Origin of the sequence: Saccharopolyspora sp. NPDC050389 (assembly GCF_040655595.1) — a bacterium.
Classification (GTDB): domain Bacteria; phylum Actinomycetota; class Actinomycetes; order Mycobacteriales; family Pseudonocardiaceae; genus Saccharopolyspora.
On record NZ_JBFAKG010000055.1, the window covers coordinates 45791 to 67910 of the forward strand.

Consider the following 22120-nt stretch of genomic DNA (forward strand, 5'->3'; position numbering starts at 1 on the left):
ATGCGCGACCGATGGGCGCGAGCGCGCCGAAGCCTGTGGGCGCACGTGCAGACCTGCCGGCCGTACACGCTTTGCTATCCGGTGCTCGTGGGCGTCGCGGGGGCCGGTGTCGGCGGCGCGGCCGGGCTCGCCGAGTTCGTCATCGCCGGATGCGGGCCCGCATTCGGCTGGCTGTCCGGGCACTACCTCGGTGACTACTTCGACCGGGAGCTGGATCGGGTCGCGAAACCGCAGCGCCCCATCCCGTCCGGAAGGCTGCCGGCCGGGACCGCGCTCACCTGCGGCATCGGGTTCGCGGTCGGCGCGGCGACGCTGCTGACCTGGGCGAACTGGCGGACGCTGCTGCTGGTGGTCGTGGCACTGGGCGGAATCGTGGCCTACAGCAGGTTCTGCAAGGCCCGTGGTCTCTCCGGGAACCTGGTGCGCGGCCTGATCACCGCGCTGGCCTTCCTGATCGGCGCCATGGTCGTGGATCCGCTGCCCGGTTGGCCGGCAGTCGCGTTCTCCGTGGTCTTCCTGCTGCACGACACGGCGTCCAACCTGGTCGGCACGCTCCGCGACGTGGACGGCGATCGCGCCGCCGGTTACCGGTCGGTGCCCGTGCGATACGGGATGCGCTACGCCACCCGGCTGACCACGGTTCTGTACGTCTCGGCGATCGTCACCGCCGCGTTCGGCCTCTTGCTGCCGCACCGGCCCGGCTACCCGGTGCTGCTCGCCGTAGCGGCCTGCGTCGGCCTGGTCGCGGTGCTACCGCTGCTGTGGCTGGCGCCGACGCTGAGCCAGGCCCGTGCGTTGCGGGCACATGAGCTCCTGGTCGCCGAACGCCTCGTTCTCGCCGGCGCGGTCCTCGCTCGCACCGTCCCCGCGGTCACGGTCGGCTCGCTGCTCGTCCTGGTGCTGGTTTTCAGCCTGTGGACCCAGGCCGTGATGCGGTCGAAACACGAAATCGCCGCCGACGACAGGGAGACCCAGCCGACATGAACTCTCCCGCTTTCGAGAAAGGCGGCACCGAGCGTGCAGACGTCGTGGTCTGCGGGGCGGGTGTGGGCGGCCTGGCCGCCGCACATGCACTCGGTGCGCTGGGGCTGCGGGTCGTGGTCGTCGAGAAGCAACCAAGGGTGCCCCGGATACCGAAGGGCGAGGTGCTGCAGCCCGGGGCGTTGAAGATCCTGGATGCGTGGGGGGTCACCGAACGCCTGGAACATCAAGGCTCGGTGAGGCTTTCCGCGCTGGTCGCCTGCGAGGGCAGGGGTGACGCCCGGATGTCGCTGGACTACACGCAGTTGCCGGACGCGACCAACTGGCTGCTGTCGGCCGACCACGAGTCGATCCTGGGCGCGCTCGCCGAAAGCCTGCCGGAGACCGTCGGGCTTCGCCGCGGTGTGACGGTCCGTGAGGCGGTTCGCGACGACACCGGACGAATCACCGGATTGACCGTGCGGGAAGGCGGGGGTACGCACGAAATCCGCGCACCGCTGGTGATCGCGGCCGACGGCGTTTCATCGCGGCTTCGGCGTGCGGCGGGTATCGACGCGAACCGGAAGGACTACCCGCACCGGCTGGTCGCCCTCGACATCCCCGACGTGCCCGGCGCGGAGGCGGAGGTGACCGCCTATGTCACCGACCGTGGTCTGCGAATGCGCTATCCGCTGCCCGGGGACCGGATCCGGCTCTACGTCCAGGTAGAACCGAACGAGCTCCGGGGCATGGAGCACGACGCGATGCGGTGCTGGGGTGACGCGCTGATCGCGGAACTGCCCGATCTGGCGACGTTCGAGGACCAGTTGCGGGGCAGTCTGCACAACCGGCAAACGTTTCCGGTGGCCCGGTTCGTCGCCCGCGGCCTGTCCGCGCCCGGCATGGCTCTGGTCGGCGAAGCGGCGCATTCGGTGCATCCGATGGCGGCGCAAGGCATGAACAGCGCCATCTACGACGCCCACGCCCTGAGCACCTGCATCGCCGACCGGTCCCAGTCCCTCGAAGAGTCCGATGTGGACATCGCCTTGCACGAGTACCAGCGTCGACGTCTGCCCGAACTGCTCCAGATCGGCAAGATCAGCCACAACGCCGCGCGCATGCTGACCGACCTGTCGTGGGTGGGCCGCACGATCGGCCGGCGGGCACTGCGGAACACCGGAGCCAACCAGCGGCTCAGCTTCACCGTCATGCACAACCTGGCGGGTCTCGGCCTGCACCGGCTTTCGCCGTTCGACCGGCTCTGCCAGCTCGGGTTGCTGCCGGATCCGCTGGCACGGCGCCGGCCCGGATGGGCATGAGGACCGGCGCCATGCCGGGGGCGTCACTGCGGCCTGCACTCCACGACGACGAGGCCACCGGGCCAGGTGCGGGTCTCGGTCAGGCTCAGCCCCGCCTTGCCGACCAGCGCCTCGAAGTCCGCGACGCTGCGTTCCTGGCCGCCCAGCAGGACCAGGGACTGCAGGTCGAAGGAGGTGTTCTGCTTGGCGTGGTCGTCGCCGGCAAGAACTTCCACGACCAGTACCCGGCTGCTGTCGCCAGCGGCTTCGGCGCAGCGCCGCAGAATCCGCACCGCGTCCTCGTCGTTCCAGTCCGTGAGCACACGGGAGACCAGGTAGACGTCCCGGCCGGGCGGCAGCGGGTCGAAGAAACTGCCTGGCACGAACGAGATCTGCCCTGCCACGCCCGCCTCGGTCAAGAACTGCCCGGCCTCCGGGGCGACCGCCGGCAGATCGAGCACCTCACCGCCGAGGTGCGGATTGGCCCGGACGATCTCGGCGAGCAGGGCGCCGTGCCCGCCGCCGACGTCGATGGCGGTCCGCACTCGCGTCCAGTCGAACTCCGTGGCCAGCACCGGTCCGGTCTGCCAGGCGTAGGCGGCCATGACGCCGCCGAAGAAGCGCCGAAGGTCGTCGTTTCGCTGGTAGTCGTCCCAGAACGGGGTGCCGTGCACCGTGCCATAGGCCGACGTGCCGGTGCGGATGGAGTGCAGCATGCCGCTGAACGCCAGGTCCATCCGGGTGCCCGGCCCCTCCAGGTCGAGCCAGTCCCGCAACCACTTGCCGTCCTCGGAGAGCAGCTGCCGGGACAATGCCGTCAGCCCGTAGGCGCCTGGCTCGCTCTCAGCGAACAGTCCGATGTGGACGAGGTGGCGCAGCAGCCGCGCCAGGGATTCCCGGTGTGCCCCCGTGGCGGTCGCGAGCGGACCGAGTTCGGTCGTGCCCCCGGACACCAGCTCCGGCAACCGCAGCGTCACCGCGACGCGAATGGCGAAAGGTGTTGCCAGATCGATGAGTCTGGCCAGTTCGAGACTTGTCTCGGTGACAGCATCTTGAGATTCCGCGGAATCCATGGACACCTGTTTCCTTTCGAATTGAAGACCCGACCGCCTCCGTCATTCCATCCTTACCGGCCGCCGGTCGTCGCGTCAACGACCGCGATCACAAGGAGAGCCGCATCGGAGGACCCGGTGCGGGCTCGCGCAAGCATGCCAGGAATATGCGAGTACAAAAGGAAAATGAGGTGATCGTCCAATGGCGAGCAACGACATCGACGTACGTCCCGTTTCCGGCGCACTGGGCGCCGAGGTGCGCGGACTGGATCTGGAGAAGCTGACCGAGGAATCTTTCGCGCAGCTGCACGATCTGCTCATGGAGAATCTCGTGCTGTTCTTCCCGGAGGCAGATCCGCTCTCCGCCGAGGCGCACAAGAATTTCGGCCGCTTCCTGGGAGAACTGGAGGTTCATCCGTTCCTGCCCAAAATGGACGGACACCAGGAGATCGTGGTGCTCGACTCCGATCAGGGCGCGAAGGCCGACGTCTGGCACACCGACCTGACCTTCCAGGCGAATCCGCCGGTCGCGTCCATCCTGCAGATCGTGCAGTGCCCGCCGCGCGGCGGCGACACGATGTGGAGCAACCAGTACCTGGCCTACGAGGCCCTCTCCGCGCCGCTCAGGGATTTCCTGGACGGGCTGACGGCCGTGCATGCCTTCACGCACCCGAACGGCACCTCCTTCGAGGCCGAGCACCCGGTGGTGCGCGTGCATCCGGTGACCGGCAGGCGATCGCTGTACGTGAACCGGATGTTCACCATGCACATCCCCCAGCTGCGCCGGGCGGAAAGCGATGTGCTGCTCGAACATCTCTTCACCGTGGCGGAGCGCCCGGAGAACATCTGCCGGTTCGGCTGGCGGCCGGGCGCGATCGCCGTGTGGGACAACAGGGCCACCCAGCACTATGCCGTCAACGACTACACCGAACGCCGTGTCGGGCACCGCGTGACGATCCTGGGTGACGAACCGAAGGGCGACGAACCGCGCTGGCCGCACCTCGCGGACACCGGAATCACCGCCGCCGACTTCCGGCAGCCGGCCAGCAACAGGGCATGACGGCGTCGGCCCGCCGCGGCCGCCCCGATATGCGCCGTCCTGCCCCCGGCCTGGACACCAACAGCGGAACCCTACCGGTGAAACCACCGGTGGGGTTCTGATCTGTGCAGATGGTGCGCGCGATACCTGGGCGCTGAGCCGGATCGATGTCGACGCCACCTGGTACTCGGGTGATCCGTCGACCACCTTCTGTCGATGAGACACGCCTGGGCGGAGGAGCAACGGGCGGGCCGTTCTCAAGTCTCGCGACGCCGAGGGGCGGCGGTGCCGAGCTGTGCGGGCGCTGCTGAGGTAGCCGGGCATGAGGAGAACGCCGGCTTCGCATCGACCACGAAGCCGGCGTTCTCCACCGTCGCTGTCGCGGGCCGTCAGGCCGTCGAAGGAGAGCGCTCGGCCGTCTTGGTGGTGCCTTCCTGCTGCGGTGCAGCGTTGCCGGACGGGGTGGCTCCGCGGCGGTTGCGCAGCATGGTGAGCGCGATGATCGCGCTGATCGCGGTGAGGACGGCGCAGACGAGGCCGATCGTGTTGAGTCCGCTGGTGTACGCCGCCTCGGCGGCGGTCATCAAGTCCTCGGCGGCCTTGGCGGGTAGTTCCCGGGCGGCGGTGACGGCGCCTTCCATGCTCGCCATGCCGGCCCCGGCGGCATCGGCCGGGATTCCGGCGGGGGGCACGATCGAGGCGCGGTAGACGGCGGTGCCGAGGCTGCCGAGGGTGGCGATGCCGAGCGCGTTGCCCAGGTCGCCGCTGATGGAGGAGAGGCCCGCCGCGGAGCCGCCCCGCTCGGGCGGGACGGACCCGACGACCAGGTTGGTGCCGAGCGATCCGAAGGTGCCGACGCCGATGAAGATGATCACGAATCCGGCCATCAACAGCGGCATCCCGCCGACCGGGTCGACGAAGACGAGCATCAGGTAGCCGGTCATGCCGATGAGCAGGGCCACGCCGATCACGGTGCCGAGCCGAAAGTGCTTGGCGAAGACCGGTGCCACCTGCGCGGCGATGATCGAGGCGATGGCCGCGGGCAGCATCCACAGACCCGCCGCCATCGGCGAGAGTCCCTCGACCATCTGGAGGAACCCGGTGATGAAGAGGTAGCCGCCGCCGGTGCCGAGCATCGAGACCATCAAGATCAGCAGCGCAGCGGTGAAGGAGCCGACCCTGAAGAGCTTCAGGTCGAGCAGCGGGTGGGCCAGCTTGCCCTGCCGCGACACGAACACCGCGCCGACGGCCAGGCCGACGACGATCGCGGCGACCGGCACCGGCGTGAAGCCGTAGCGCGCGAGCTCCTTAAGCCCGTAGATGATCGACAGGATCGACACCAGCGACAGCAGGACGCTCAACAGGTCGATCCGACCGGCGTTGGGGGCCTTGTACTCCGGCAGCACGAGCGGGGCGGCGATCAGCAGCACCACCATGACGGGCACCCCGAGCAGGAACACCGAACCCCACCAGAAGAACTCCAGCAGTGCGCCGCCGATGACCGGGCCGAGCGCCGTGCCCCCCATGAAGCAGCTGGCCCACACCGCGATGGCGCGACCGCGCTGGTGCGGGTCGTGGAACATGTTGCTGATGAGGGCGAGGGTGGACGGCATCAGCGTCGCGGCGGCGATGCCGAGCAGGGCGCGGCTGGCGATCAGGGCCTCCGCGCTGGTGGCGAAGGCGGCGGCCACCGAGGTGATGCCGACGGCCACGGCGCCGATCATCAGCAGCTTGCGGCGGCCGATCCGGTCGCCGAGGGTGCCCATGGTGATGAGGAAGCCGGCGATCAGGAAGCCGTAGATGTCCATGATCCACAGCGTCTGCGTGCCGGTGGGCTGCAGCCCTTCGGCGAGGTGGGGCAGGGCCAGGTACAGCACGCTCTGGTCGAGGGAGATCAGCAGGGTGGGCAGGGCCAGCACGGCGAGCCCCAACCACTCCCGGGGCCCGGCCTTCCGGACGGGGGCCTCGGGGGCGTTCGATGACATGGATTTCCTTCCTCGTAGCTTGGACCGGGGTCGTGGCGCGCGAGCGAGGCAGTGTCCCGACCGGGGTCGAACGAGACGCTAAAACCTCGACTTAAATTCAGGTCAAGCCGCCGCGTTCGATTCGTCCGGCCAGTTCTGCCAGGAGGTCGACCAGGAGGTTCTGGGTGAATTCATCGGCCAGGATCCCGTTTGCGTCGAACTGCTCGTGGGCGCGGAAGACAAGCACCTCCGGCTTGGCGAGCACATCGGCGCCGATGCTCCCGAGAATCTGGCGCAGGGCCAGCTGGGCTCGCACGGTTCCCAGCGCACCGGGCGAGGCGCCGACCACGGCGACCGGCTTGCCTGCCATTCCCGCCCCGCCGGGCATGCGGCTCATCCAGTCGATCGCGTTCTTCAGTGCGGCAGGTGCCGACGCGTTGTGCTCCGGCGTCGCGATCAGCAGTCCGTCGGCCTGCAGGACGTGCTGGTGCAGGTCGTGCACTGCGGCCGGCAGCGCGCCTTGTTCCAGGTCCTGGTTGTACAGCGGCAGGTCGCCGAGACCGGGGTAGATCTGAATGGACGTCGGGCCGGGGTTGAGTTTCTCGGCCGCGTGCAGCAGCGCGGTGTTGTAGGAGTCGGCGCGCAGGCTCCCGGAGAGGGCGAGAACGCGGTATTCCTTTGCCGGTGCGGTCATTTCGTGCTCCTGTTCATCGATTGGCCCACGACGAGGGCGACGAGGGCGATGGTGAATCCGGTGATTTGCCACGGGGTGAGGGTCTGGCCGAGGAAGGCGAATCCGGCCAGGGTGGCGACGAGCGGGTTTGCGGTCGACAGCAGCGATGTCGAGGTCGGCGCGAGGCGTTGCACTCCGCGGAACCAGAGCGTGTAGGCGAGTGCGGTTCCGATGAGCCCGACGTAGGCGAAGCCGATCAGGTTCGCGGCGGTGAACGTCGTCGGCAGCCCTTCGACCGCGAGCGTCAACGGCGTGAGCGCCAGCCCGCCGATGGTGAGTTGCCATCCGGTCATGGTCAGCGCCGGAACCGGTGAACCCCACTTCTTGCCGAGCACGATCGCCAAGCCCATCAGCGAGGTTGCCGAGAGCATGGCGGCAATGCCGACCGGGTCCGGCATGGTCGCGGCTGTAGTGGTCATCAGCGCAACACCGGCCGCGACCGCGACGCACGCGAGCAGCACTGCGCGCGGAGTGCGGGTCTTCAGCAGTGGGACCGCCAGCGCCGCGACGATGAGCGGCTGCAGCGCTCCGAAGGTGGCGGCGAGCCCGCCGGGCAGCCGGTAGACGGCCACGAACAGCAGTGGGAAGAACGCGCCGACGTTGAGCATCCCGAGCGCCATCGTCTTCCACCACCACGTCCCCCGCGGCAGCGTCCGGGTGAACGCCAGGATGAGCAGACCTGCGGGCAGTGCACGCGCGGCCGCGGCCAGCAACGGCCGATCCGGCGGCAGCAGCAGAGTGGTTGCGACGTAGACGGTTCCGAAGCTCGCGGGCGCGATCGCGGTGAGCAGTGCGTCGCGCAGCGGCGTTGATTCGCGGCTGGGTGCCTCGGGTGCCAGGGTTGCGACGGCGACCATGTCACTGCCTCCCTCCGTCAGGTAATCTCGATGTCGAGATAAAATCAGGAAGGCAATCTCGATGTCAAGTTTCTCGACGTCGAGATATTAAGGAGTGGACGTGGCCGACACCGTCGACATGATCATGGACCTCTGGCGTCAGGAGGCGCCGGAGCTGGCAGAAGACCTGTGGCCGGTGGCGATCGTGGGACGAGTGCAACGACTGTCCCGGATCCTCGACCGCGCCTTGAAGGACTTCTACGCCGAGCAAGGTCTCGAGGTGTGGGAGTTCGACGTTCTCACCACCTTGCGCCGCTCCGGCCCGCCCTACGAACTGACCCCCGGCGCACTGCTCGAGGCGGCGATGATCACCTCGAGCACGGTCACCAACCGCATCGACCGCATGGAAGCCAAAGACCTCGTCGAACGCGTCCGAGACCCCGGCGACCGCCGCTCGGTGCGCGTTCGCCTGACCGCACACGGAATCGATGTCGTCGACCGCGTCTTCCGGCTCCACCTGGCCAACGAGGCACGGCTGCTCCCGGACTACGAAACAGCCGACTACCAGCACCTCACCGGCGAACTCCGCCGCCTGCTCGAGCACTTCGGAGACCAGCTCGACCGCGACCGAGCCACTGCCAAACCAGCCGAGAACACCTGAGCCTGACGCGAGCCTCGTGAGATCGTGTCCTTTTCGGACGGTGGGCCGTAGGCGGCCCCTCCGGAAGGAGTGCTGTCGCCAAGGAAACAGGACGGCGCAGGGTTGCCGACGTGGTCGGTCAACCCTGCGCGTGCTCGTGCTGATGAAAGAAGTCTCGTTTATTCCTTGACGTTCCTCCTGCGCCGCTTTAAAGTAATCGAGCTTCTGCTGCCGTCGATTGGAGAGGGAACGTTGCTCATCTGAGGTCCTGAGACGCCGTGCGTCACGCTCGTTCCGAAGCGCCGACCCGGTCGCGACCTCTGCGATGTGAGCCGTTCCTCCGCCTCCGCCCCGAAATGGGCGGGGCACTGGCGGTTTCCTGCTTCGTCCGTTGTCGCTCACGGCGTCTCGAACGCGTTGCATCCACACCGTTCACTTCGAGCAACCGTGAGGCCCTCATGTCTACTTCTTTGCGCCTGCCCGGCATCGCCGCCATCGCCTGCACCGGGCTCAGCTACGTCTGGCCGGACGGCAGCCGGGTCTTCGACGGCCTGCAGGCGGCGTTCGGACCCGGCCGCACCGGGCTCATCGGGCTCAACGGGTCGGGAAAATCGACTCTGCTGAAGCTGGTGGCCGGCGAGCTCGCGGCGACCGGCGGCGCGGTTCGCGTATCCGGCGATGTCGGCTACCTGCCCCAGAACGTCGCGCTCGACACCGGAATGCGCGTCGACGAGGCCCTGGGCATAGCCGAGATCCGCGCCGCGCTCAACGCCATCGACGCCGGTGACGTGCGGGAGGAGCACTTCGCCACGATCGGCGATGACTGGGACGTCGAGGAGCGCGCCGTGGCCACGCTCGCCGGACTCGGGCTGGGCCACATCGAGCTCGACCGCACCATCGGCGAGGTCTCCGGCGGCGAGTCGGTGCTGCTCCGGCTGGCCGCGCTGCTGCTGACGAGGCCGGAGGTCCTGCTGCTCGACGAGCCGACCAACAACCTCGACCTGCACGCCAGGCGACGGCTGTACGAGGCGGTCGAGACGTGGTCCGGCGTGATGGTCGTGGTCAGCCACGACCGCGAGCTGCTGGAGCGGGTGGATCAGATCGCCGATCTCCGGGACGGCGAGATCAGCTGGTACGGCGGAAACCTCTCCGCGTACGAGGAGGCGCTCGCCGTCGAGCAGGAGGCGGCGCAGCGGATGGTCCGGGTCGCCGAGACCGACCTGAGGAGGCAGAAGCGCGAACTCGCCGACGCGCACGTCAAGCTGGCCCGGCGCAAGCGGTACGGCCAGAAGATGTGGGACACCAAGCGCGAGCCGAAGGTCGTGATGAGCGAGCGCAAGCGGCAGGCCCAGGTCTCGGCCGGCAAGCACCGGATCATGCACGAGGAGAAGCTCGCCGAGGCGAAGGAGCGGCTCGACGAAGCGGTGGACGCGGTGCGCGACGACGACGAGATCCGGGTCGATCTGCCGCACACGGCGGTGCCGCCCGGGCGAACCGTCCTGACCCTGCGCGACCTGCGCCCGCGCCACGGGGCGGGGGTGCGGGGCGAGTTCGACCTGCGCGGACCCGAACGCGTCGCGCTCGTGGGCCGCAACGGCTCGGGCAAGACGACGCTGCTGCGCACGATCGCCGGGGAACTGGAACCACTGGAGGGAGATGCCATCGCGCACGTACCGCTGCGCTTCTTGCCCCAGCGGCTCGATGTCCTGGCGGAGGAGCTGAGCGTCGCCGAGAACGTGGCGCGGTTCGCGCCGGGTTCGACCAACAACCAGATCCGGGCCCGCCTGGCCCGCTTCCTGTTCACCGGGGCACGCGCCGATCAGCAGGCGGCGACGCTGTCCGGAGGTGAGCGCTTCCGCGCGGCCCTCGCCGCGCTCATGCTCGCCGAACCGGCGCCGCAGCTGCTCATGCTGGACGAACCGACGAACAACCTCGACATGGCGAGTGCACGTCAGTTGGTCACGGCCCTGAAGTCGTACGAAGGAGCGCTGATCGTGGCCAGCCACGACGTGCCGTTCCTCATGTCGATCGGCATCACCCGGTGGGTGCAGCTCGACGAGGAACTGCGCACGATCGAGGAACCGGTTGCGGCCATCTGATCAACTCGGCTACCGGCCCGATGAGACTTCGTCGGGCCGGTGGCGGAACCAATACGTGATCAGGGTTCGGACGCTTCGATGGCGCCGTTGACAAGCATGTCTCCGGCATCGCGGCGGGGCGTGGCAGCCGACGGTGCGCCGTGGCCGATGCGGAGCAACGCCTGCGGGGTGACGCTCCCGCCCAGCAGCCGCCGGAGCTCCTCGCATGTTTCCGGCACCTCGATGACCTGCGAGAGCATCGATGCGACCAGCCCGCGCGCGGTCGCGGTCAGCCACAACCGCTGCAGGGCCTGCCCGGCCCGCAGATCGGCTTCCCGGCTGTCGTGCTGCGAGCACAGCACCACCAGCAGCGGATGCGATTCGAACTCGGTGCCCGGTGATCGCGACGTCGGTCCGGCGGTGAAGTCGCGGTGCACCCACTGGTCCTGGGGCTCGGGCTTGGGACCGGCCAGTGACGCCGGCACGCCCTCGGTGGTGTCATCGGCTCGCCCGACCCAGGCGGCCAGCTCCTCGCGGAAGCGGGCGTTGGCCATCTGGGCGCGGTTCGCACGATGCACCAGTCCTTCGAGGGCACCTCGTTCGCCCGCCTGGACCTCGCGGAGCAAGGCGTGCTCTTCGTGGGCGGCGTTCACCAGCAGGTGCCTGTTCTCTATGGACACCGGTGTGTCCCGGAACGGGTTGCGGTGGCTGTGCCGCTCGGTGATCGCCTCGTAGAGCTGGGTGTCTTCCGGACGCGGGTGCGCCCGGCCGCCGCTTCGCACCTCGGCCAGTGCGGTCGAGGCTCCCAGGTGCGGCAGCAGGCTCACCACCGGGCGGATGTCCGCGTGTTCGAGGGCCAGGCGCAGGTTGAACAGCGCCGCCCCGCAGGCCAACCGCAGCTCCCGGTCCTCGGGGTCGGCGGCCGGCAGCCGTCGCCCCGGGTCGGCGTGCAGCTCGATCAAGTGAGGCAGGATCCGGAAGCGCCAGGGCTGGCTGTTGTGCAGCGATGGAGCCATCCCGGCCAGCCGGATCGCCTGCTCCAGCTGGCCGGAGGTCAATCCGAAGGCCGCGGGAAACGTTCGCATGCACGACTCCTCGTCCGCACGTCCGATGCCGTCACTGTGGCCACGTCACGCCCGGCTCGGCGAGAGTCCAACGGCCCTAACGCCCCGGGGACACGAGCGACGAAGTGCCCCGAACGGCGGCGGCGACATTGGCGAGGCTGGTACAACCACCTCCGGCCCTGCCTCCGGCAGCCTGCTGCGAGAGAGCCTTGCCGCTGAAGATGACGCGCGGTCCGGGCACCAGGCCTCCGGGGACGCGGACGGTCGTGAAGCCGCGGCGCAGCGTGCGTTCGGCTTCCCGCAGCGCGCGAACGGTGGCGTAGCCGGCGGTCCAGGAGTCCTGGTCGGCGTGGTTGAGGCTGTGATGCAGGCGTCGCAGGTCCAATCCTGCCGTCCCGATGGTTCTTTTGCGCTCGGTGGTCCGCAGTGGACAGACGGTTGTCCCGGGTCGCTCTGGGGCTAGTGAGCTCGGATGGCGCGTCGCGGTCGGCCGGAGTTCCAGGCGATCATGCGACACGGCTCCGCCCTCGGTGCGTGCTGCGGTCCTGGTCGACGTTCGACGGAAAATTCCTTAGCTCTGCTATTCTTAGTTCTTCTTGTTCGTCGAGTTTCGGGTGGTGAGCGAAGGTGGTCCGACGCAACCGGTCCCGGCCGGACGCGGTCGACTTCATGCTGGAGGAGTGGCGGCGCGAGGTCCCGGACGTCGACGCTTCCGGCATGGCCGTGTTCGGCCGCCTGCACCGCGCCTACCACCGCTACCAGGACCAGCTGAACCGGATCTTCCACTCGTTCGACCTGACCATGGCCGGGTTCAGCATCCTCGCGTCGCTGCGCCGGGCGGGCAGCCCGTACCGGCGCACCGCGGGCGAGCTCGCCGACGCCGCGTTGGTGACCACGGGCGGCATCACCCAGCGCGTCGACAAGCTCGAAGCCGCCGGCCTGGTGCGACGGGAGCGGGACGCCGGCGACCGGCGCACCGTTCACGTGCAGCTGACCGAGGAAGGCCTCGCCTTCACCGACAAGGTCACCGAGGCCCACTTCGCCAACGAACGCGAGATGCTCAGCGGCCTGTCCGCCACGGAGCAGGAGCGCCTCGCGGACCTGCTCAGCCGGCTCGAAGGCTCCCTCGACCACGCGGTCGCCAGGCGCGCCGGCGAGTGATCTCCCCGGTGGGGGAGCAGTGCCGGCACCGGGCGGTCAGGTGGCCCAGGGGAGCGGGGCTTCGTCGAGGCCCCAGTAGAGGCTCTTCTGCCGGGTGTACTGCAGGATCGCGTCGCGGCCCTTGTCGGTGCCCACGCCGCTGGCCTTCATCCCGCTGAACGGGGTGGCGATGCTGAACTGCTTGTAGGTGTTGATCCACACGGTGCCCGCGTCGATGCGGCGGGCCACCCGCCAGGCCCGCCGGTAGTCCCGGGTCCAGATCCCGCAGGCCAGGCCGAAGATCGTGTCGTTCGCCTGGGCGATCAGCTCGTCCTCGTCGCGGAAGGGCAGCACGACGCCGACCGGGCCGAAGATCTCCTCCTGGCACGTACGCGCGTCGTTGGTCAGCCCGTCCAGCAGCGTCGGCAGGTAGTACGCGCCGCGCGCCAACTCCGGATCGTCGGGGATCCGGCCGCCGCAGAGCACGTTGGCGCCTTCCTCACGAGCGCGGTCGACCAGTGCGGCCACCCGCTCGCGGTGCGCGAAGGTGGCCAGCGGCCCGACCTGGCTGGCCGGGTCGGTGCCGGGCCCGACCCGCAGCCGCCGCGCCCCGGCTACCAGGCGCTCGACGAACTCGGGGTAGATCCGCTCCGGCACGAAGATCCGGGAGCCTGCGATGCAGCTCTGCCCGCTGGAGGAGAAGATCCCGAACAGGATCCCGGCCACGGCCTGGTCCAGGTCGGCGTCGTCGAACACGATCGTCGGGGACTTGCCGCCGAGTTCGCTGGTCAGCGGCATGAACTTGTCGGCGGCGAGGCGGCCGATGGCGCGGCCGGTGTCGGTACCGCCGGTGAAGGACACCTTGCCCACCGCCGGGTGCCGGACGATCGCGTCGCCGACCACCGAGCCCTTGCCGGGCAGCACCGAGAGCAGCGCCGGGGGGACTCCGGCCTCGGCCACCAGCCGGGCGAGCGCCAGCGACACTAGCGGGGTGGCTTCGGCGGGCTTGAGCAGCACGGCGTTGCCCGCGGCCAGCGCCGGCGCGATCTTCTGCGCATCGCTTGCGATGGGGGAGTTCCACGGCGTGATCGCGCCGACCACGCCGATCGGTTCCGGCACGCTCATCGTCAGGTAGGGGCCGCGCTGCGGCGTCAGCGAGGTCTCGGTGGTCTCCAAAGCTGCGGCGTAGAACCGGAAAGTGCCTGCCGCGCTGCCCACCAGCGCGCGCGTCTCGGCGAGCGCCTTGCCGGTGTTGCGGGTCTGCAGGAGGGCGAGTTCGCCGGCGTGCTGCTCGATGAGGTCGCCGACCCGGGTGAGCAGCCGGGCGCGTTCGTGCGGGAGCAGGTCACGCCAGTCCGACGCTGCCGCGGCGGCGGCCCCGGCGCGGGCGGCTTCATCGACGTCCTCCGGCGCGGCGGCCGTGAGCTTCGCGATGATCTCGCCGGTGGCCGGGTCGACGCACTCCAGCGGGTTGCCGCGGCCGGGCCGCCAGCGGCCCGCGACGTGGATCTCGTCCGGCACCCCGGGACTCATCATGCTGCACCTCCAGGTCTGAGCAATGTTGGTTTATTAGCTTAGAACTAAGATGAATGCGGCAACAAGACTCGGTGCCGACAGGTTCGGAAAACCGGCATCTAGCTGCGAAAACAAGATGACCTGGAAAGAAATTTCTCGCCGGGGGTTGCGGCCGTCACAGCGCCGTGCTCATACTGCTCACCACTCGCTCGCTTACTGCTAAGAGATTCTGGAGGTTCTCCGATGCCCGCCGCAGACGCCAAGACCCACACCGGCCTGGAAGACCTGATCGACTCCTGCATCGCCTCGCGGGAGACCCGGCACGAGGACTGGGACACCCTCGCGTTCCAGGCCAAGGCCGGCGACGAGTTCCGCCGCGCGCAGATCCGCTACATCGGTTCCGGCGCCACCGGCAACCACGACGGCGACAGCCGCGCGCTGCCGTCGGAGCACTTCACCTTCTCCAACATGCGCCTGCCGCTGGGCGCGATCGGACCGGAGCACACCCACCACGACGTGGAAGAGGTGTTCTTCGTGCTGGAGGGGCAACTGGAGGTCAGCGTCCACGACGTCGAGGACGGCACCAAGACCGCGACCCGCGTGCTCGGCTACCGCGACCTGATCCGGGTGCCCGCCGGGGTGCCGCGCAGCCTGAAGGCGATCGGCGACACCGACGCGCTGTTCTGCGTGGTCATCGGCGCCCAGAAGCCGCAGCTGCCGACCTATCCGGCGACCTCGCCGATGCACGGCGTCACCCGCGACTGAACCAGGACCGCTTCGGGGGTTCGAGCCCACGTCGCAAGCGGCCGGTGCCGCATCGAAGAACAGAGGAAGGCTCGGGGTGAGGAGCATGGCGCACGGGGTTCGGGTGCACAGCACGACGTGGCTGGCATCCGGTGTGGTGCAGGTGGAATTCCGCGATCCGGCCGGGGCAGATCTCCCGGCGTGGGAGCCGGGGGCGCACCTGGCGCTGCGGTTGGCCAACGGGATGACGCGGGAGTACTCGTTGTGCGGCGACCCGGCCGACCGGCGCAGCTGGACGGTCGCGGTGCTGCGCGAGCCGGATTCGCGCGGCGGCAGCAGTTGGGTGCACGAGCGGTTGACCGCGGGCACCCTGCTGACGGTCGACGGGCCGCGCAACAACTTCCCGCTGGAACCCGCCGAGCGCCACCTCCTCATCGCGGGCGGCATCGGCGTGACGCCGATGCGGGCCATGGCAGGCGAACTCGCCGACCGCGGCGCCGACTGGCGGATGCTCTACTGCGGACGGTCGCGCGAGAGCATGGCTTTCCTGCCGCAGCTGCAGGAGATCGGTGGTGACCGGGTCCGCATCCACGCCGACGACGAGCACGGCGGACCGCCGGATCTCGGTGCCGAGCTCGCCGACTTGCCGCCTGGCGCGCTGGTGTACTGCTGCGGCCCCGAACCGCTGATCAACGCGGTGGAATCGGCGTTGCCCGATCCGTCGGTGCTGCGCGTCGAGCGGTTCCGGGCCCCGGAGGCTCCGGCGTCCACTTCGGACGAAGGCTTCGAGGTCGCCTGCGAGGCGTCCGGCACGCGGGTGTTCGTCGGCCCGGACGTCTCGGTGCTCGACGCGCTGGCCGACGCCGGAGTGCCGGTGCCGAACTCCTGCCGGGAAGGCGTGTGCGGCACCTGCGAGACCAAGGTGCTCGGCGGCGAGCCGGAGCACCGCGACTTCGTGCTCAGCGAGGCGGAACGGGATGCCGGGGAAACGATGATGATCTGCGTGTCCCGCTGCCGTTCGGCCGAGCTGCTACTGGACTTGTGAACGAGTAGGACCATGACCGCCATCGCAGTGCTCAACCACCGGCAACTGGCCATGCTGCGGGCCGTTGCCGGTGGCCGCGCCGAGATCACCTGCAGCTGCGAACCCGATCTGTACGTCGACGGGCTGCCGTGCTGCGACCAGGGCAGCGCCCGGGAGCTGGTGCAGACCGGCTTGCTGCGCGCGGCCCCGCCCGGCGCGCGCGGTCGGCGCGTCGCCGCTGCCCTGACCGACCTCGGCCGAGCCGCACTGCGCTAGAGACCAGGGTGCCGGTGTCCCGCCGGAAAACACTGGAGGAGAACTGACATGTCGCTGACCTTGGAGCCGGTGCAGACCCGGCTCGGGCCCACCACGAGTTATGCGGACGCCTTCGCCGACGAGCTGGAGGCGATCTACGGCCGGGGCGTGCACGAGCTGCCCGGCGTCGTGGCCGCGCTCAACGAGACCGGAGTCCGCCCGGCCGACGGCTCCGACTGGACCGAGCAGGCGTTCACCGCCGAGCTGGCCCGCCTCGGCGCGAAGGAGATCTGACGATGACCAAGCTGCGGAACGAGGACGATCTCCTGCTGCTCGGGCTGCGGGACCGCTGGTACCCGCTGTGCCCGTCGAGCCAGGTCCGGGCAGGCGAACTGACCCGGCTGGAGCGCGCGGGTGAGGAATTGCTGCTGTGGCGCGACAGTTCCGGTGTTGTGCACGTGCAGGAGGACCGGTGTCCGCACCGCGCCGCGCGGCTGTCGCTGGGCGTGCACATGGGCGACCGGATCGCCTGCAACTACCACGGTGTTCAGCTCGACGGCGACGGCGTCGTGGCGTCGGTGCCGGGCAGCCCGGGTTGTGCGTTGGAAGGCCGCAAGGCGTTGCGCACCTTCCCCGCGCAGGAGCACGCCGGGGCGATCTTCGCCTGGTTCGGCGCGGATGAGGCTGCCGAGCCGACTCCGCTGCAGGTGCCCGCGCCGATCGCCGGCGGCGAATGGGACAGCTTCCTCTGCTACGTCGAGTGGGACGCCTCCTACCTGCTTTCGCTGGACAACCTGCTCGACCCGATGCACGGCGCGTTCCTGCACCGCAACAGCCACACCATGTACACCGGGAAACGGGAGGCGGCGTTCCAGATCCGGGACACCGACACCGGTTTCGTGTTCGAGAAGACCGACCAGCGCGGCGTCAACTTCGACTGGTCGGAGTGGCTCGACACCGGCGGGCTGCAATCGGTCACGTTGGACATCCCGTACCCGGACACCGCCGGGCCGGGCGGGCCGTTCACCATCGTCGCCTGCGTGACGGCGATCAACGAGCGCCAGCACGCCGGGTTCTTCTGGCGCTGCCGCAAGGTCAGCGGCTGGCAGCGGGACAGCTGGCGGTTCCTGTACAAGAACCGGATCGAGGCGCGGCACTGGCAGGTGCTGGAGCAGGACCGCGTCATGGCCGAGGCGATGCCCGACGACGCCTGGGCGCGGGAGAACCTCTACCAGCACGACATCGCCCTGGTCCGGCTGCGCCGAATGCTGCGCGCGGAAGCCAAGCGCCAAGCCGCCGCACGCGCCGAACGCAAACCCGCCCGCGCGGCCGCTCGCTGATTGCTCGTCTCCGAACGTGTTCCGCATGCCGGTGGCGGAACCTCAGAAGCCTTCTCGACTCCGGCAACTGGGCTGTCTTCGAGAAAAGGCTCCTGAGAACCCGCGGCGGTGCCGGTTGCGCGGGAGGGCCAAGCGGTTTCGCCGCTTCGAAAGACCCCGAGAGCACCTTCGAAGACAGTGCCTGATTGGAGTGCACACCATGCAATTCCCCGATGCCGAACCGGTGGTGCGGCTCCGGTCGCTGCGGTCGGTCAGCCTGCGCACCGAGCGGTTCGCCGAGGCCGCCGAGTTCTACCACGAGGTCTGGGGCCTGACCCCGGTGGAGACCGACCGGGAAGCCGCGTGGCTGCGCGGAACCGGCTCGGAACACCACATCGTCGAGCTGCGGCAGGCCGAGCAGAACGGGCTGGGCAAGATCGCCTTCGCGGTCGGGACGCCCGCCGAGATCGACGAGGCCGGTCGGCGGCTGGCCGATCTCGGCGTCCCGATGCTCGCCGAACCCGGCCCGCTGGACCAGATCGGCGGCGGCTACGGGCTGCGGTTCGTCGATCCCGAAGGCCGGCTGATCGAGCTGTCCTGCAACGTGGAAGCCGTCGTGGCGCAAGACCCCGCCGGCCTGCCCGCGGTGCCGCGCAAGGTGGCGCACGTCGTGCTCAACACCGTCGACATCGATGCCGCCTGCGAGTTCTACACGCGCGTGCTGGGGATGCGGATCTCGGACTGGTCGGAGCACCAGATGGCGTTCCTGCGGTGCAATTCCGACCACCACGTGATCGCGTTCAACCAGGCGCAGTGGACCTCGGTCAACCACGTGGCCTACGAGATGCCGTCGATGGACCACTTCATGCGCGGCATCGGGCGGTTGAAGCACAACGGGATCACCCCGCTGTGGGGCCCGGGGCGGCACGGCCCGGGATCCAACACCTTCTCCTACTTCGCCGATCCGGCCGGGCTGGTCTGCGAGTACACCTCCGACGTCGCGCAGGTCGAGGAGGACGCCTGGCTGTGCCGGGTGTGGCGGCGCACCGCCGAGCTCTCCGACCAGTGGGGCACCGCGGGCCCGCCGTCCAAGGACGCGCGTGCGCACATGGCGGGCAAGCCCGACGCCGGCTACCGGGAGCTGGTGCGGGCATGAAGGTGGCGATCCTCGGCTGCGGCGCGATCGGCGGCGTCGTGGCGCACGCGGTGCAGGACGGCGAGGTGCCGGGCGCCGAGCTGGTCGGCGTCGTGCACGCCGAGCACACCGACCCGCCGGGACTGCCGGTGCTGGGCGTCGAAGCCGCCATCGCGCAGGCGGACCTGATCGTCGAGTGCGCGGGCCAACGCGCGCTCGCCGAGCTCGGGCCGTCCATCGTGGCCGCAGGCACGGATCTGCTGGCGGTGTCCATCGGCGCCCTTGCCGATGACGCGCTGCTGGCGAAGCTGCGCGACACCGGGCCCGGGCGTCTGCACCTGTGCAGCGGCGCGATCGGCGGCCTGGACGTGCTCGCGGCGACCGCCCGGATGGGCGGGCTGTCGGCGGTGCGCATCGTGACCACGAAGAAGGCGCCCACGCTGATCCAGAAGTGGATGGACGAGCCCGCCGCGCAGCGGCTGCGCACCGCCGTCGAGCCGGTCGAGCTGATGCGCGCACCGGCCCGCGCGGTCACCGCCGCCTTCCCGGCCTCGGCCAACGTCGCGGCGTCGGTCGCGCTGGCGGTGGGGGACTGGGACCTGGTGGAGGCCGCCGTCGTCGCCGACCCGAACGCCCCGCTGACCAGCCACGTGATCACCGCCGAAGGCAGCGCGGGCGGCTACCGCTTCGAGATCCGCAACCACCCGTCCCCGGCGAATCCGGCCACCAGCGGCGTGGTTCCGCACGCGGTGCTGGCCGCCGTGGGGCGGCTGGCCGCACCGACCGGAGCGTTCGCATGATCCGGACGAAGGTGTCCGATGTGGACTTCGTGGTGGCGGGCAGCGGCACGCCGCTGGTGCTGCTGCACGGCATCGGCGGCGCCGCCGACGCGTTCGACGCGCAGCTGTCCGGGCTGGCCGGCGACCACCGGGTCATCGCCTGGGACGCGCCCGGCTACGGCGGCTCGGCCGACCTGCCCGGCGAGCCGGACCTGGACGCGTATGCCGACGCGGTCGTGTCGGCGCTGCGCGGGCTGGACGCCGAACCGGCGCACCTGCTCGGGGTTTCCTGGGGCGGGGTGATCGCGACGCGGGTGGCGATCAAGGCACCGGAGGTGCTGCGGTCGCTGATCCTCGCGGACTCCTCGCGCGGCTCGGCCAGGACGGCCGAAGGCCGGAAGGCGATGGCGGCGCGGGTCCGGGAGCTCACCACCCGTGGCGCGGACGCGTTCGCGGCCGCCCGGGGACCGCGCCTGGTGGCGCCCGGTGCGGACCCGGCGGTGCTGGAGCGGGTCGTGGCGCTGATGTCGCGCGTCCGGCCGCGCGGCTACCGCAACGCCGCCCGGGTGATGGCGGCGACCGACCACTCCGCGCAGCTGGCGGTGATCACCACGCCGACGCTGGTGCTCGTCGGCGGCGAGGACGCCGTGACCGGCGTGGCCGAAAGCCGGGTGCTGGCCGAGCAGATCCCAGATGCCCGGCTGGTCGAGATCCCCGGCGCAGGACATGCCGCCAATCAGGAGCGCCCCGCCGAGTTCAACGCGGCGGTGCGGGCGTTCCTCGCCGAACTCGACGCCAGGGGAGGCGTGCTGTGACGCTCACCGGACGACTGGTCGTGGTCACCGGAGCCGGCCGCGGTTTGGGGCTCGCGATCGCCCACGACCTCGCCGCCGCCGGGGCGCATCTCGTGATCGCCGAGCGGAACCCCGGCTTCGCCGCCGGGGCGGCGGCCGAACTCGCCGAGCACGGCGTTCCGGTGCACCGCGTGGACACCGACGTGTCCGACCCCGACTCGGTGCAGCGGCTCGCCGACCGGGTGGCCGAGCTCGGCGGCGCCTACGGGGTGGTCAACAACGCGGCGCTGGCCGACGGCGTCGGCGGGAAGTGCTTCTACGACATCGAACCCGACGAGTTCGACCGGATCATGTCGGTCAACCTGCGCGGCACCTGGTTGGTATCGAAAGCGCTCTACCCGCAGCTGCGCGCCAAGGGCGACGGCCGCATCCTCAACATCGCCTCGGACGTCGCGTTCTACGGCCCGCCCCGGCTGATGCACTACGTGGCGTCCAAGGGCGCGATCGTGGCCATGACGCGCGCGATGGCCCGCGACGCCGGGCCCGACGGGATCACCGTGAACGCCGTCGCCCCGGGCATCACCGAATGCGAGGCCACCCAGGCCGTTCCGGCCGAACGGCACGAGCTGTACCGGATCAACCGCGCGCTCGCCCGGCCGCAGCAACCCGAAGATCTCGTGGGCGCGGTGCGGTTCCTGCTGTCCGACGCGGCCGCGTACATCACCGGCCAGACGCTGCTCGTAGACGGTGGCTTCGTCTGCCGATGAGGAGGAAACGATGGATCTTGGGTTGACCGGCCGCACCGTGGTGGTGACCGGCGCGAGTTCCGGCGTCGGCCTGGCCACCACCAGGATGCTGCTCGCCGAGGGAGCCAACGTCGCGGCTTGCGCACGCGACGCCGACCGGCTGAAGGCCGCGCTCGACGGCCTGCCGGTGCACATCGGTGCCTGCGACGTCCTGGACGAGGCGGCCGTGCAGGCGTTCGTCGCGCAGGCGGCCGACGTCTTCGGCGGGATCGATGGCGTGGTCAACAACGCCGGGCGTTCCCTGATGGCACGGGTGTCCGAAACCGCGGACCGGCAGTGGCGCGACGAGCTGGAGCTGAAGATCTTCAGCGTCCTGCACGTGATCCGCGCCGCGCAGCCGTGGCTGCGCGCTTCCGATGCCGCATCGGTGGTCAACATCAACGCGATCCTGGCGCGGCAGCCCGAACCGCGGCTGGCGGCCACCTCCGCGGCGCGGGCCGCGCTGCTCAACCTCACCAAGACGCTCGCCGGTGAGCTAGCCGCCGACGGGATCCGGGTCAACTCGGTGTGCCTCGGCCTGATCGACACCGGGCAGTGGCGCCGCCGCTACGAGCAGTCCGGCTCCACATCGGACTTCGCCGCGTGGAGCGCGGAACTGGCCGCCGACCGCGGCATCCCGCTGGGGCGGCTGGGCACCGCCGACGAGGTCGCCTTCCCGATCGCGTCGCTGCTGTCCCCGCACGCCTCCTACATCACCGGTTCCGCCATCGACGTCGGCGGCGGCATCGCCCGCTACCTCTGAGCCCTCCGGTCGTGAGTGCGAAAGCCGGTAAGAACCGGCTTTCGCACTCACGAGAGAAAGGACTTCCCAATCGTGATGTCAAGCCGCAGCAGTGGCGGGAGGTGAACTTTGATAGCGCTGGCCGTCGCGGATCATCGCCCACAGGACGTTGAGGCGTCGGCGGGCGAGCGCGAGCAGGGCTTGTTTGTGGCCCTTCCCTTCGC

General features: G+C 69.9%; 22 protein-coding genes and 1 pseudogene. 16 read left to right on the forward strand and 7 right to left on the reverse strand.

The genetic code is table 11. The annotated features are described in order from the left end of the window. Positions 1-984, forward strand: coding sequence for a UbiA family prenyltransferase (locus AB0I53_RS30825; RefSeq protein WP_358610651.1), 984 nt, complete (start codon positions 1-3; stop codon positions 982-984). Continuing rightward, positions 981-2279 carry an NAD(P)/FAD-dependent oxidoreductase gene (locus AB0I53_RS30830; protein ID WP_358610654.1) on the forward strand — a complete coding sequence of 433 codons (1299 nt, stop codon included), beginning with the start codon at positions 981-983 and terminating at the stop codon, positions 2277-2279. The genes AB0I53_RS30825 and AB0I53_RS30830 overlap by 4 nt, the downstream gene beginning before the upstream one ends. Positions 2280-2302: 23 nt before the next feature. Here the strand turns inward: AB0I53_RS30830 and AB0I53_RS30835 are convergent, their stop codons facing one another. Beyond that, positions 2303-3331 (reverse strand): methyltransferase, encoded by a 1029-nt coding sequence (locus tag AB0I53_RS30835; protein WP_358610712.1) that lies wholly within the window; start codon positions 3329-3331, stop codon positions 2303-2305. 181 nt (positions 3332-3512) lie between these two features. Between AB0I53_RS30835 and AB0I53_RS30840 the strand changes: the two genes are divergently transcribed. Further along, positions 3513-4370 (forward strand): TauD/TfdA family dioxygenase, encoded by an 858-nt coding sequence (locus tag AB0I53_RS30840; RefSeq protein WP_358610656.1) that lies wholly within the window; start codon positions 3513-3515, stop codon positions 4368-4370. 368 nt (positions 4371-4738) lie between these two features. On the opposite strand, the gene AB0I53_RS30845 is transcribed toward AB0I53_RS30840, so the two are convergent. From AB0I53_RS30845 to AB0I53_RS30855, 3 genes are all read right to left on the reverse strand, one after another. Then, positions 4739-6334: an MFS transporter gene (locus AB0I53_RS30845; RefSeq protein ID WP_358610659.1), complete on the reverse strand. Its 1596-nt coding sequence runs from the start codon at positions 6332-6334 to the stop codon at positions 4739-4741. Between the two features lie 97 nt (positions 6335-6431). Then, positions 6432-7007: an NADPH-dependent FMN reductase gene (locus AB0I53_RS30850; RefSeq protein ID WP_358610662.1), complete on the reverse strand. Its 576-nt coding sequence runs from the start codon at positions 7005-7007 to the stop codon at positions 6432-6434. Beyond that, on the reverse strand, positions 7004-7903 hold the full coding sequence (locus AB0I53_RS30855) for an EamA family transporter (RefSeq protein WP_358610665.1): 900 nt from the start codon (positions 7901-7903) through the stop codon (positions 7004-7006). Before AB0I53_RS30855 ends, AB0I53_RS30850 begins: the two co-directional genes overlap by 4 nt. Before the next feature lie 100 nt (positions 7904-8003). Between AB0I53_RS30855 and AB0I53_RS30860 the strand changes: the two genes are divergently transcribed. Beyond that, the gene (locus AB0I53_RS30860; protein ID WP_358610668.1) at positions 8004-8543 is read left to right on the forward strand and encodes a MarR family transcriptional regulator; all 540 of its coding nucleotides are present in this window, start codon (positions 8004-8006) and stop codon (positions 8541-8543) included. A 437-nt stretch (positions 8544-8980) separates the two neighbouring features. Then, positions 8981-10621 carry an ATP-binding cassette domain-containing protein gene (locus AB0I53_RS30865; protein WP_358610671.1) on the forward strand — a complete coding sequence of 547 codons (1641 nt, stop codon included), beginning with the start codon at positions 8981-8983 and terminating at the stop codon, positions 10619-10621. A 59-nt stretch (positions 10622-10680) separates the two neighbouring features. On the opposite strand, the gene AB0I53_RS30870 is transcribed toward AB0I53_RS30865, so the two are convergent. Continuing rightward, complete coding sequence (locus AB0I53_RS30870; protein ID WP_358610674.1) at positions 10681-11685, reverse strand: nitroreductase family protein; 1005 nt, start codon at positions 11683-11685, stop codon at positions 10681-10683. Between the two features lie 606 nt (positions 11686-12291). Between AB0I53_RS30870 and AB0I53_RS30875 the strand changes: the two genes are divergently transcribed. After that, on the forward strand, positions 12292-12825 hold the full coding sequence (locus AB0I53_RS30875; protein ID WP_358610676.1) for a MarR family transcriptional regulator: 534 nt from the start codon (positions 12292-12294) through the stop codon (positions 12823-12825). 36 nt (positions 12826-12861) lie between these two features. Here the strand turns inward: AB0I53_RS30875 and AB0I53_RS30880 are convergent, their stop codons facing one another. Further along, entirely contained in the window at positions 12862-14340 is a 1479-nt protein-coding gene (locus AB0I53_RS30880) for an aldehyde dehydrogenase (protein WP_358610679.1), read from the reverse strand. 222 nt (positions 14341-14562) lie between these two features. On the opposite strand from AB0I53_RS30880, the gene AB0I53_RS30885 reads away from it, so the two are divergent. The 10 genes from AB0I53_RS30885 to AB0I53_RS30930 all read left to right on the forward strand — a co-directional run bounded on the left by AB0I53_RS30885 (position 14563) and on the right by AB0I53_RS30930 (position 21917). After that, on the forward strand, positions 14563-15084 hold the full coding sequence (locus AB0I53_RS30885) for a cupin domain-containing protein (protein ID WP_358610682.1): 522 nt from the start codon (positions 14563-14565) through the stop codon (positions 15082-15084). Positions 15085-15169: 85 nt separating this feature from the next. Continuing rightward, complete coding sequence (locus AB0I53_RS30890) at positions 15170-16108, forward strand: PDR/VanB family oxidoreductase (RefSeq protein ID WP_358610685.1); 939 nt, start codon at positions 15170-15172, stop codon at positions 16106-16108. A gap of 12 nt (positions 16109-16120) precedes the next feature. Then, positions 16121-16363, forward strand: a complete 243-nt coding sequence (locus tag AB0I53_RS30895; RefSeq protein ID WP_358610688.1) for a hypothetical protein — start codon at positions 16121-16123, stop codon at positions 16361-16363. A gap of 48 nt (positions 16364-16411) precedes the next feature. Beyond that, the gene (locus tag AB0I53_RS30900; RefSeq protein ID WP_358610691.1) at positions 16412-16636 is read left to right on the forward strand and encodes a recombinase-like helix-turn-helix domain-containing protein; all 225 of its coding nucleotides are present in this window, start codon (positions 16412-16414) and stop codon (positions 16634-16636) included. 2 nt (positions 16637-16638) lie between these two features. Continuing rightward, entirely contained in the window at positions 16639-17682 is a 1044-nt protein-coding gene (locus AB0I53_RS30905; protein ID WP_358610694.1) for an aromatic ring-hydroxylating dioxygenase subunit alpha, read from the forward strand. Between the two features lie 199 nt (positions 17683-17881). Then, the gene (locus AB0I53_RS30910) at positions 17882-18817 is read left to right on the forward strand and encodes a VOC family protein (protein ID WP_358610697.1); all 936 of its coding nucleotides are present in this window, start codon (positions 17882-17884) and stop codon (positions 18815-18817) included. Beyond that, positions 18814-19596, forward strand: coding sequence for an aspartate dehydrogenase domain-containing protein (locus AB0I53_RS30915; RefSeq protein WP_358610700.1), 783 nt, complete (start codon positions 18814-18816; stop codon positions 19594-19596). The genes AB0I53_RS30910 and AB0I53_RS30915 overlap by 4 nt, the downstream gene beginning before the upstream one ends. Continuing rightward, on the forward strand, positions 19593-20390 hold the full coding sequence (locus tag AB0I53_RS30920; RefSeq protein ID WP_358610703.1) for an alpha/beta fold hydrolase: 798 nt from the start codon (positions 19593-19595) through the stop codon (positions 20388-20390). Before AB0I53_RS30915 ends, AB0I53_RS30920 begins: the two co-directional genes overlap by 4 nt. Further along, positions 20387-21136, forward strand: a complete 750-nt coding sequence (locus tag AB0I53_RS30925; protein WP_358610706.1) for a 3-oxoacyl-ACP reductase family protein — start codon at positions 20387-20389, stop codon at positions 21134-21136. The genes AB0I53_RS30920 and AB0I53_RS30925 overlap by 4 nt, the downstream gene beginning before the upstream one ends. Before the next feature lie 10 nt (positions 21137-21146). Then, positions 21147-21917: an SDR family oxidoreductase gene (locus AB0I53_RS30930; RefSeq protein ID WP_358610709.1), complete on the forward strand. Its 771-nt coding sequence runs from the start codon at positions 21147-21149 to the stop codon at positions 21915-21917. 78 nt (positions 21918-21995) lie between these two features. Here AB0I53_RS30930 and AB0I53_RS30935 read toward each other — a convergent pair. Beyond that, positions 21996-22120: pseudogene (locus AB0I53_RS30935) on the reverse strand (IS110 family transposase); the annotation flags it as partial.